The organism is Pseudomonas sp. ME-P-057, assembly GCF_030208975.1.
In the GTDB taxonomy this organism is placed as follows: Bacteria; Pseudomonadota; Gammaproteobacteria; order Pseudomonadales; family Pseudomonadaceae; genus Aquipseudomonas; species Aquipseudomonas lutea.
In genome coordinates, this window is the sequence record NZ_JARVSX010000036.1 from 18,957 (window position 1) to 31,111 (window position 12,155).

A 12,155-nucleotide genomic window follows, 5' to 3' on the forward strand; every position below is an offset into this window, starting at 1 on the left:
ACACCCTCACAGGCCGCAGGGGCCTTGATCCCTGATAACACTCAACGTTCGTGGCGGGACGAAGTGGGGGAAACTGGTGAATGCGAAGCGACCGGTAACACCGGTAACGTAGTTATGTGAATATTTTCAAGAGACCAGAACCGTTGCTGGTGCAGCGGCGGCCAACTGCGCCTACACACTTGATATGCTGGGTAGCCTACCGGGCCCTTGGTCGAGCGACTTACCGGCTGGATTACTAGCCTTGGCCCTTTCAAGCGCAAAACTCAGCTTCAGAATTCCGATGTGTCGCCACTTTTGTCGCCACCTTGTCGCCATCCTCAGGCCCAGGTACGGCGCGGGTTGTCGCCGCTGTCGCCAAAAGCTCATTGGGACCAGTGGAGATCCTGAGGGCAGCCTCGTACTTACCTATTGGATGGCGCGATGCCATGGTCAAACTCGACCTACCTTGGTTAAGCTACCGGGAGTTAAGCATTAACGTGCCAGATTTGCGCACAGAGTGGGTACGCAACCGAAGGATCGACCATGGCAGCCAGCATTAACTTCGCCTTTCTCCAGGAACACGATCCCGTTTTCCTACAGCTTGCGAACACAGCCGAGCAGGTATTCGCCAGCGATCCCAATACCACTTTGATCAAACTGCGCCAACTCGGCGAAGCCTTGGCCCAAGACCTGGCCAGCCGCGCCGGTATCGAATTTGATACCAACACGACCCAGTCCGACCTGCTTTACAAGCTCACTCGTGAGATCCAGCTGGATCAGAACATCCGTAGTCTGTTCCATACCTTGCGCGTTGAAGGGAACAAGGCCACGCACGAGTTCCACACCCAGCATCGTGAAGCAATGGATGGCCTACGGGTTGGTCGCGCCTTGGCCATCTGGTACCACCAATCCTTCGGCAAGAACGCCCAATCCTTCAAACCCGGACCGTTTGTCACGCCCACCGACCCCAGTACCCCGCTACGTGAGTTGCAAAGCCAGATTGAACAGCTCAAAGCGCTGCTTAGCGACTCCAGTCAGCAGTTGGAAAGTAATCAGAAGCTTGCCGAGCTGCTCAAACGCGAAGCCGAGGAGTATGCGGTGCTCGCCGGGCAGATGGATGCCGAGTCCCGTAGCCACAAGCAGTTGGTAGCAGAGCACGAAGCCGCTCTGAATAAGATGCGCGTCGAGCACGAGCAAAGCCTCAAAGCACTGCAACAGCAATTGGCCGCTCAGCCCCAGGCAAGTAAACAGGTTGCCAAGAAAACCCAGCAGGCCAGCAGCAGCTTTGACCTTTCAGAAGACCTTACTCGCATCCTCATCGACCAACAGTTGATTGATGCCGGCTGGGACGCGGACTCCCTAGGCCTCACTTACGGCAAAGGCGCGCGCCCCGAGAAAGGTAAGAATAAAGCCATCGCCGAATGGCCTACCAGCAGCCCGAAAGCCTGCGCCGACTACGTGTTGTTCGCCGGCCTTATGCCGATCGCCATCGTCGAAGCCAAGCGTAAACGCGTCAATATCGCCGACCGAATTCCACAGGCGGAGCGTTATGCTCGCGAGTTCAACCTTTCCACCGAGCATCTACAACCCTGGGTTCAAGCTGGTCAGGCACATCCTTGGACCGATGGCAGCGGTGGCCAATTCCGCCTGCCCTTTGCTTTCGCGTGTAACGGCAGGCCTTTTATCAAGCAGCTCGCAGAACAGTCCGGCACCTGGTTCCGCGACCTGCGCAGCCCCGCCAACACCCGCCGGCCGCTGCAAGACTTCCACACGCCAAGCGATCTGCTCGATCTGCTCAAACGCAGCAAGGCGCAAGCCGAGGCCAAGCTCGAAATAGAGGGTTTTGCGTACCTAAAATTACGCAACTACCAGGAGAAAGCCATCCAGGCGGTGGAACAGGCGCTGGCTAATAATCAGCGCGACTGCCTATTGGCCATGGCCACTGGCACGGGGAAAACCCGTACTATCATTGGCCTGATGTATCGCTTCCTCAAGACCGAACGATTCAAGCGCATTCTGTTTCTGGTCGACCGCAGCGCCCTCGGCCAGCAGGCCATCGACTCGTTCAACGACACCACACTTGAGCAGAATCACACTCTGGGGCAGATCTACGACATCAAAGAGCTGGGCGACATGGCTGCCGAAGCGGAAACCCGTGTTCAGGTAGCCACCGTCCAGGCAATGGTCGCCCGTATTTTTCGCTCAGATACACCACCGGCAGTGGGGGAGTTTGACTGCATCATCGTCGATGAAGCCCACCGAGGTTACACGCTCGACCAGGAAATGACCGAAGGTGAGCTGGCCGTACGGGATCACAGCCAATACCTATCGCAGTACCGCCGCGTACTCGATTACTTCGACGCCTGCCGCATCGGCCTTACCGCCACGCCAGCCAAACACACCAGTGAAATTTTCGGTAAACCGGTGTTCACCTATAGCTATCGGGAAGCGGTTGCCGATGATTGGCTCATCGATCATGAGCCACCCATGCGCTATGAAACTCAACTCAGTCAGCGCGGCATACGTTTTGAAAAAGGCGAGTCGGTCAGCGTCATCAACACCCTCACTGGAGAAGTCGACGTAGCGGAGCTGGACGACGAACTCACTTTCAACATCGAGTCTTTCAACCGTCGCGTTATTACGCCCGCCTTTGACAAGGTTATCTGTGACGAACTAGCCAACGAGCTGGACCCGTTCGGCGAAGAAAAGACCATGATTTTCTGCGTTAGCCAAGCCCACGCGGAGCGCGTGAAAAACCTGCTTGATGACGCCTTCAAGGCAGCCTACGGCGAGCAATACAACGAAGCAACGGTGCGCATCATCACTGGCCAAAGCGATAAAGTTGAGCAACTGATTCGCCGCTACAAGAACGAACCGCACCCCAGTATCGCCATTACCGTCGACCTGTTAACCACCGGCATTGATGTGCCGAAAATCTGCAATCTGGTGTTCATGCGCAGGGTACGTTCGCGCATTCTCTATGAGCAGATGAAAGGCCGCGCTACCCGCCGTTGCGACGAAATTGGCAAGACCGTATTTCGCATCTATGACCCTGTTGACCTCTACGCAACCCTTGAAGCGGTCGACACCATGAAGCCGCTGGTGAAGAACCCCGACATCCCTTTGGAACAACTGGTCAGCGAGCTCAGCAACAGCGCCAGCCACGACGCACCTGGCAGCCAGGAGGGTAGCAGTCACGCCCATGACGTGCTTGATCAACTGAGCCAGCGCGTCATGCGCATCCTGCGCGAAGCCCAACACAAGGCCGAGACCAAACCGGAAATCAAACACAAGCTCGCTGAGCTACAGGACGCTTGGGGAGTTGAACCGGCCAAGCTGCACAACCACCTGCATGAACTCGGCCCGCAGCAAGCTGCCAGCTTTATCCACCAACACAGCCAACTGCTCAGCCAGTTGGCAGCCGTTAAAGCCCTGCTCGGCTCGTATAAATACCCGATCATTTCCACCCACGCTGATGAGTTGATGGTGCGCGAGCAAAGCTACGGCCAGTACCAGAAGCCCTCAGACTACCTGGAGAGCTTCAACGAGTTCATCCACAACCAAGTCAATCAGTCAGCAGCCCTTGGCGTCGTGGTTAACAGGCCCAAAGACCTGACTCGCGAGCAACTGCGAGAAGTACGTCTGCTGCTTGATCAGCACGGCTTTAGCGAGGCCAGCCTGAAAAGCGCCTGGCGCAATCAGACCAATCAGGAAATCGCAGCTAGCATCATCGGCTATATTCGGCAGGCCGCCATCGGCGAAGCGTTGCTACCATTCGATCAGCGCGTCGCCAATGCTATGCAGAGGATTTACACTCTGCAGCCCTGGACACCCGTACAACGCCGCTGGCTGGAGCGCATTGCCAAACAGCTGGTGCACGAGGTGGTGATTGACGCGCAGCAGGTCAATGACGCCTTCAGAGGCGATGGGGGCCTCAAAGCGCTGGACCGCAACCTCGGCGGTAAACTGGACCTAGTGTTGGAAGCCCTGAATGATAATCTTTGGTCGGCTGCTGGATGAGCCTTAATCAATCAGCGCAATCAGGCCGCTGGGAGGGCTTGCAAATTAGCCTGAAAAAGAGCACCTCCACTCATCACTGCCGTGCCAAATGTCTTGCAAAACGGTGCAGCTGTGCATAACCTCTCACGCAACACACCCGCCATGCCTATGGTTGCTCCGGCAGCTACGCACAAATTGAGCGGGTTTTTTATGCCCGGTAGTTTTTCCGCATGAAGCTTTTCAGCAAGCCAGCCATCGACATTCCAGAGCAGTTAGCACTGCTCAAACAACGCGGGCTCGCCATTCAGGATGAAGGCCGCGCGCACTGTTTTCTGGAAGCCGTCAGTTTCTTTCGCCTCACGCCTTACATGCGCCCTTTCCAGCTCTCTGAAGATGCCGAACACGGCTTCAGACCTGGCACGCGGCTACACGCGCTCACTCGCCTATACGATTTCGACCGACGTTTGCGGCTGCTGGTGATCGATGCGATTGAACGCATTGAAGTCGCCGCAAGAGCCGCCATCAGCAACCACATGGCGCCACAATATGGCGCCCACTGGTATGTGGAGCCCCGTTTTTTCCAGCGCGATTATCGTCACCAGGCGCTGCTCGACAGTATCCGTAGCAAACAGGACAAGGCGCGTCACGACCATCTGCGCGAATGTCGGCGCATCGATACCTCTCAAGCGCCTGATGCCCGCAAGGGGCACCTCAAAAGCCTACGTGCAAAGGAAAGTTATGCACGCCATTACGCGTTGACCTACGACACGCCCGAGCTGATGCCGGCGTGGGCCGCCATGGAAGAAATCACCCTTGGCGAGCTCTCGCACCTGTTCAAAGGTTTGGCACGCGATGCCGATAAAAAAGGCATCGCCAGGCGCCTGAGCTTGCCAGGCCCGCTGCTTCAGTCCTGGTTGCACAGCCTGACCACCATTCGCAACATCTGCGCCCATCACGCACGCCTGTGGAACCGCGAATTGGGCATCCGTCCCGAACTTCCCAAAACGGTCAATTTTCCTTGGCCAGCCCACCTGCAAAAGCCTGGGCAGCATGCCCGGATGTTCACGGTGCTATCCATCCTCAACCTGCTAATGCGCCAAGTCAGCCCGCATACCAGTTGGGATAGACGTTTGCATGAGCTGCTGGGCGAGTTCACCGAAATCAATCTGGCAGCCATGGGCTTTCCGTCCGATTGGCAGAACGACCCGTTCTGGCTAGCGCCCATCTGAGCTGTCCACGCCCACCCTATTAGCCGATTTATTCAGGTCACGCCCTGAGCCAATTTGAGAGCCCCATGACCAACTCCGACATCGTTCAGAAACTCTGGAACCTTTGCGACGTACTGCGCGACGATGGCATCAACTACAGCGACTACGTTACCGAGCTGGTACTGCTGCTGTTCGTAAAGATGGAATACGAGCAGGTGCAGAACAACGACAGCTTCACCCACAAGCTGCCTGACGGCGCGCGCTGGCCTGATCTGTCTGGTAAGTCCGGGCTCAACCTGCTCGACCACTACCGGCAGATGCTGCTGGACCTGGGCAAGAACAGCGACCCGTTGATCGCCGCCATCTACGCCGATGCCCAGACCCGCCTTAAAGAGCCGCGCCACCTGGAACAACTGATCAAAAGCCTCGACGGCATTGACTGGTTCAGCGCCCGTCGGGATGGCCTCGGCGATCTTTATGAAGGCCTGCTGGAAAAGAACGCCAGCGAAACCAAATCTGGGGCCGGTCAGTACTTCACCCCGCGCCCGCTGATCGACAGCATCATTAACTGCATCAAGCCCCAGCCGGGTGAAGTCATTCAGGACCCGGCCGCCGGCACCGCAGGCTTCTTGATTGCCGCAGATGCCTATATCAAACGCCAGACCGACGACCATTACGACCTGGATGAGAAAGCTCGAAGCTTCCAGCGCAACCGCGCCTTTGTCGGCGTAGAACTAGTGTCTGGCACCCGCCGCCTAGCGCTGATGAACACCCTGCTGCACGGCATGGAGGGTGACGAAGAAGGCGTGGTCCACCTGGGCAACGCCCTTGGCCAAACCGGTGCCAATCTGCCGAAAGTCGATGTAATTCTTTCCAACCCACCCTTTGGCACTGCCAAAGGCGGCGGGGGCCCGACCCGCGACGACCTCACCTACAAGACCAGCAACAAACAGTTGGCCTTTCTCCAGCATATCTACCGTGGCCTCAAGCCCGGTGGCCGGGCCGCAGTGGTGCTGCCAGACAACGTGCTGTTTGAAGGTGGCGTCGGCACTGACGTGCGCCGCGATCTGATGGACAAATGCAATCTACACACCATCCTGCGCTTGCCCACCGGCATTTTCTACGCTCAGGGCGTAAAGACGAACGTACTGTTTTTCCAAAAAGGCATTACCGACAACCCTCGACAGGAACAAAGCTGTACTCAGCGCGTGTGGGTGTACGACCTACGCAGCAACATGCCTAGTTTCGGTAAACGCACACCATTTGACGCAGGCCACCTCATACCCTTCGAAAACGCCTATGGGGAGAATGCCAATGGCAACAGCCCACGTGCGGAGAATGTCGAAGGTATCGGTGAGCTCAGCCGCTTCCGCGTGTTTACCCGCGAACAGATCAAGGAGCGTGGTGATTCGCTGGATATCAGTTGGCTCAAGGATGCCGACAGCTTGGATGCTAATGACCTGCCTGCACCGGAAGTGCTGGCGGGCGAGGCTATGACGGAACTCACCGAAGCCCTGCGCGAGTTGGATCAACTGATACAAGCGTTAGGTGCAACCGATGAGGCCGACCAGCAAAAGCAAATCCTGGCGGAGGTGATGGGCTTGATGGTGGCCAAGGAGTTTGGCGATGAGTGAGTTGCCCGCAACCTGGCTCGCAGTCACTCTCGGTGACGTCATCAACTATGCGGACAACGTAACAGTCGAACCGCAGGACATGGAGCCATCCGCACTGCTAATTGAGTTGGAGGATATTGAACGCCATACCTCAAAACTCCTTGATCGCCAAACTGTCGAGGCGCGCAGTCCAAAGAGCTCCAAAAACCGCTTTCTTAAAGGGCAAGTCCTTTATGGAAAACTGCGCCCCTATTTGAACAAAGTTATTCGTGCTGATCAGGATGGTTATTGCTCAGGCGAGATAATCGCTATTTCACCTGGTCTCTTGGATCGAGACTATCTCTTCTATGCACTGAAATCCCCGGAATTTCTAGGGTATGTTGAAGCGGTTTCCCATGGCATGCGCATGCCTCGACTTGGAAGCCAACAGGCAAAAGCTGCGCGGTTCATTTTGCCGCCACTCGCTGAACAAACCCGCATCGCCCTCAAACTGGATGAACTACTGGCCCAGGTCGAAAGTGTCAAGTCCCGAATCGACTCCATTCCCGCCCTGCTCAAACGCTTTCGCCAATCCGTCCTCGCGGCAGCGGTTTCCGGGCGGTTGACTGAAGAGTGGCGTGCGGATAATTCAACTTGCACGTCACATACACAACTCTCCAATCTTCAAACTGGCAAAAATACTCCTCCAGGCGGCAGCTCTCTTCCAATCAGCTGGGCTTTGAAGAACGCAAGCGAAGTCTGTGGATTCATCACTAAAGGAACAACCCCACCAAAAGAAAAAATGAGTGCAAATCCAAATGAAGTGCCATATATCAAAGTCTACAATCTGACATTTACAGGCGCATTAGACTTCTCCGTTGACCCAACATTTGTCGATGCAGACACGCACTCGATTTATCTAAAAAGATCAATTGTTAAACCCGGCGACGTTCTGATGAATATTGTTGGGCCGCCCCTGGGCAAGGTTTCTATCGTTCCTGACACTTACCCCGAGTGGAATATAAACCAAGCTATCGCACGGTTTAGGGCAGGCGACGGAATTTCCTCCGGATACCTAGCTCTCTGCCTTCGGACTGAAAGTGTCCTCACTCATGCTATCTCGCGCGCGAAAGCTACAGCTGGTCAATTCAATCTGACACTTGAGATTTGTAGGGATCTACCAATTCCCGTGCCTCCAGAGGCTGAACAAACCGAAATTGTCCGCCGCGTTGAACAAGTCTTCGCTTTCGCGGACCAACTGGAAGCCAAAGTCGCGTCGGCCAAAAGCCGTATCGACCACCTGACCCAAAGCATCTTGGGCAAAGCCTTCCGTGGCAAGCTGGTACCCCAAGTCTCAGACGACGAACCCGCCACCGAACTGCTCGCCCGCATCCAAGCCCAACGCGCCGCCGCGCCCAAGGCCAATCGCGGAAGGAATAATATCTGATGCTTCAACGTGTCGACCGGCTGCATCATTATAGGAGTCTGTGTTCACCTCCATTCAGGGCTTTGGACATCCAAGGCAAGGAGTGTTGGAGCAGAATAGGGATTCCAGAATGAAGCTGCTGCACTTTGAGCTGATAGGAGAATACAAGGGGTTAGCTAATCAACGGTTTGATTTCTCTAACGCCCCCGGAAAAGTTATTGCACTTGTTGGCTTGAACGGATCTGGAAAGTCGCAGCTGATGGAACTCATCGCAGAAGCCTTCGCCTATCTAGAGCGAAGAAAGCGGTCCGACTTCAGCGCTCGGAAGGCTCTGAAATATCGCTTCAACCTAAGTTATGAATGGTCAGGCGATGACAACAACGGAGAATCACTTAAGCGCTATACGGCGCAACTCGAAGCAGACCAATCAATTCTGATCTCTAGAAGTATTCAGATACGCTCCATTGCAACCAACGGGGAAAACGGCACACCTCATTGGTCAACTGAGACTGACTACATACTGGCAGATTTGCCCTTACCTCGTGTGATAGGGTATGCCTCCGGCCTAAACGAAAACTTGCAACGCTCCTTCATGCGCAATGCTTTGCAGTACTTTAATGTGATGCGCACACGGTCTCGGCGTCGCGTCGATTTGGCACAATCTAATGTTGACGCAGACGATTACGAGCAGATAAACCTTAAATACAGACGACGCTTTCCAGGAATTTTCGGTGCGCCATCGGCGAGTGCCATGGATGATCCACTACGCACACTAGAAGCCGACACCCCGTTACCGAACTCCTTGTTCCTAGACTACGATTGCACAAATTTGCTGGTTGCTTCGCTTGGACTTTTAAGTGACGCAGAGCGTGACCAACTGTGGCCGGAGGTCCGCTTAAGACACCCGCGCAAAGTCACTTTACAGTACGATTTGCGCCGTGTCCCTGTTGAGCAAGATAGTATCGAAGATCTCAAACAGCTAATACGCGCAGTTGGTGAAGGAAGCATACGAGGCCTATCAAACCGAACCACAGATGACCAGTACGAAATTTACGAACTCAATTATCTCCAAGCTGAAATCACGATCAATTTCTTGGACCCTATTGCCATAGGGCGACTCAGAGAGACATATCTCGACCCTGTCCGCCTGTTCTGGAAACTCTACAAACTGCAATTGTTAGGTGTAGGGCGATGGTCTCTTGAGATCCGTAAGGTGCTGAGAGATGACTCTTTAAACGGCCATGTCAAAAAGCCGCTTAAGGGCAAGCTCCCACTTACTGTGGTCGAGTTAGTGCTTTCTGATGGTGAAAGTTCTGCACCAATCGACGACTTAAGCGATGGTGAAGCTCAATTGCTCCACACAATCGGTGCTGTAAGGCTCTTTGGCGACGCCGAGTCATTGTTCATACTCGACGAGCCCGAGACGCATCTGAATCCTAGCTGGCGCACTCGCTATCATCTCGACTTTGAGCAAGCCGGACGCAGCCTAATTACCTCACAGGCATTGATCTCATCACATTCACCATTCTTGATTTCCTCCCTGCATCGAGAAGCCGTCTATCACTTTGAAAAGATTGATGGCCAATCAGTCATGGCATCACCACCTAGCGAAACATTTGGTGCTTCGTTTGAAGTACTAATAAAGAAATTTTTTGGCCTCCGATCCGCAATATCGCAAACAGCAGTTGATGAAATCAACCGGCACTTGCATGACCAAAGCATGCATAATACTAACAAGCGGCAGTGGATTGAGACGCATCTGGGCGAATCGATGGAGCGTGCTTACATACTGCACAAACTGCGGGATTCAGAAAACTGATGCTACTTCCTGTAAGAGCCGGACTTCTACCCAGCGCAGTCTTCAATGGACTTAACCTGTTAATGCGGGAGACTCTTCTCTCCAGTTGCAAAGGGGAGGCTTTCGACGTCTCCATTCTTCCCCAGGGACTTTGGAATGCTGCGCAAGCTAACGAACCGACCCGAGCACGGCTGCAGGCAGTAAGAGACGCCATAGCGGCTATAGATGCACAAATCAAGGATGAGCTATATCTCGCATTTCGCGAAGCAACGAGTGCACGCCTACTTTTCATTGATCCAACATCAGCCATACCGGAGCCTCCAGAAGTTGTGGCAGTCGAGCTGAAGAAGCTAGCCGCACATTTATTCGAAAGCACGTCAAAGCTTGTCGGTGTCACTAGGGCATGTGGAGAGACCGTCATGGATCACTACAACCGCTATAACGCTGACCCACCTCCGGGTAACGGAAACGTGTGTGGCATGTGCGCGACAGAATTGCTCGCACAACGACAAAATCGCGTGGCTGCAGAAGACCAATGGCGTGCACCTTACGACCATCTACTGGCCAAAGAAAAATATCCGCAGTTTGGGGTCGACCCTGACAATCTGCTCCCTACTTGCCACACGTGCAACTCAAAGGCAAAGCTTGCCAAAGACCTTTTACGAGATCCGGAAGGGCTACGACGCACATGCTTCGACCCCTGGAGTGAAAGCGCCCACGAACAAGTTGCATTGCAAGTCGAATTCCTTGATATCTTGCCAATAGCCACTTGGACGATGACACCGATAGACCCTATAAATCAGAGCAAACTGACAACTTGGAATGAGATTTATAGAATCAAAGAACGTATTGAAGGAGAGTTCCTCTCTCTGCGCGAGAAGCTGACCGAGGACTTAGATGTTAGAGACCTAGCAGTCTTCAAAAACTCCATCGAACACAAGGCAAGAGTAAGACTGAGCTCTGCTCGACTGACACCCTACAATTATTGGCGCGGCTTGCTTTATAGCTCGCTGCTTCGATTGCCAGATCAACTCCTAGAACGGCTACGAGCATTCTGCCTTGATGGACTGGATCCAAATGGCGACGCTGCTGCAACATATGGAGTTTGAGGAAAGAAAATACAGTATGCCCCGCAGGTTGGATATCACTATTCGCGGTTCAGCCTCACGAAAAAACCGTAGGCTGAACCACAAAAAAACCGGTCAAATGCGGTGCAAGAATCACAAAAAAGTGGGGGACCAAATGGGGGGTCAGAGCGTTTTTCAAAACACCTAAATCATTGTTTTTCAAAAACATAGATCGATTAAAAGCTAACCACAAGCCGGCTTTTTAATTTCCCTTTCGATAAGCCCGGCTGAACCAGACGGCGCCGCTGCATACCCAAAATACGGCAATCAATGGACTGAGCGCCTCACCAACGAAGCGGACAACCGCCTTCATTTCATTACAGGAAGTTCACCATGAGTCATCGCAACAAGACCTACATCGCGTTCGCCAGCGAAGACCTTTCCCACTACTGGTTAATGAAGGCCTGGCGCCAAAACGAGCACGCCGATTTTGATTTCTTCAACGCCCACGACCTGTACGAAGCGCGGGGCAGCCTTTCACCAGAGACCATCAAACGCCAGTTGCGAGAGCGATTGAACAACACCAGGCAGGTGATCCTGCTGGGGAGCGAGGACGGTCGGCGCAAAGGTGGCGACGGGGATTCGTTTCTTGCTTATGAAATCGAGGTGATTCTCGAACTTGACCTGCCCATCGTCATCGCCAATCTCTGCCAGAGCCGAGACATCGTCGCAGAGAACATTCCCCAGCCACTCCTCGATCACAACCACTTCAACGTGTCGGTGCCGTTTCAGCCCAAGATCATTCGGTATGCACTGGACAACTATGTCGGGGGTTATGGGAAAGGCGAGATGCAGGGGACGCATCGGTATGTGCAACGGATCTATGATGAGCTGGGGTTGTGATGGGCTGTATCGGGGATGGCCTGTGTATGTGATCACCTGATATGTGTTGGGCCGTATCCGGGATGGTCTGTATTGGTGATGACCGGAATCTGTGGTGACCTGTATTGGGGATGGCGTGATTGATGATGATCTGTAGGAGATCCCCCGTCGTCCAGACGCCGCGCTGTCGCGCAGCAAACGGGG

General features: G+C 54.2%; 7 protein-coding genes. All 7 read left to right on the forward strand.

The window, feature by feature from the left end; genetic code table 11:
- Window positions 1-522: 522 nt before the first annotated feature.
- The 7 genes from hsdR (at window position 523) to QRN48_RS19425 (ending at window position 11,972) form a co-directional block, all read left to right on the forward strand.
- Window positions 523-3,999 (forward strand): type I restriction-modification system endonuclease, encoded by a 3,477-nt coding sequence (gene hsdR / locus QRN48_RS19395; RefSeq protein ID WP_285352511.1) that lies wholly within the window; start codon window positions 523-525, stop codon window positions 3,997-3,999.
- 209 nt (window positions 4,000-4,208) lie between these two features.
- Window positions 4,209-5,207, forward strand: a complete 999-nt coding sequence (locus QRN48_RS19400; RefSeq protein WP_285352513.1) for an Abi family protein — start codon at window positions 4,209-4,211, stop codon at window positions 5,205-5,207.
- Between the two features lie 65 nt (window positions 5,208-5,272).
- Entirely contained in the window at window positions 5,273-6,820 is a 1,548-nt protein-coding gene (locus QRN48_RS19405) for a class I SAM-dependent DNA methyltransferase (protein WP_285352515.1), read from the forward strand.
- Entirely contained in the window at window positions 6,813-8,225 is a 1,413-nt protein-coding gene (locus QRN48_RS19410) for a restriction endonuclease subunit S (RefSeq protein WP_285352517.1), read from the forward strand. Before QRN48_RS19405 ends, QRN48_RS19410 begins: the two co-directional genes overlap by 8 nt.
- A 109-nt stretch (window positions 8,226-8,334) precedes the next feature.
- A complete protein-coding gene (locus tag QRN48_RS19415; protein WP_285352519.1) occupies window positions 8,335-10,023 on the forward strand; it encodes an AAA family ATPase in 1,689 nt (562 codons plus the stop codon).
- 398 nt (window positions 10,024-10,421) lie between these two features.
- Entirely contained in the window at window positions 10,422-11,111 is a 690-nt protein-coding gene (locus tag QRN48_RS19420; RefSeq protein ID WP_285352521.1) for a hypothetical protein, read from the forward strand.
- 351 nt (window positions 11,112-11,462) lie between these two features.
- Window positions 11,463-11,972, forward strand: a complete 510-nt coding sequence (locus QRN48_RS19425) for a TIR domain-containing protein (protein WP_285352523.1) — start codon at window positions 11,463-11,465, stop codon at window positions 11,970-11,972.
- Window positions 11,973-12,155: the final 183 nt, after the last annotated feature.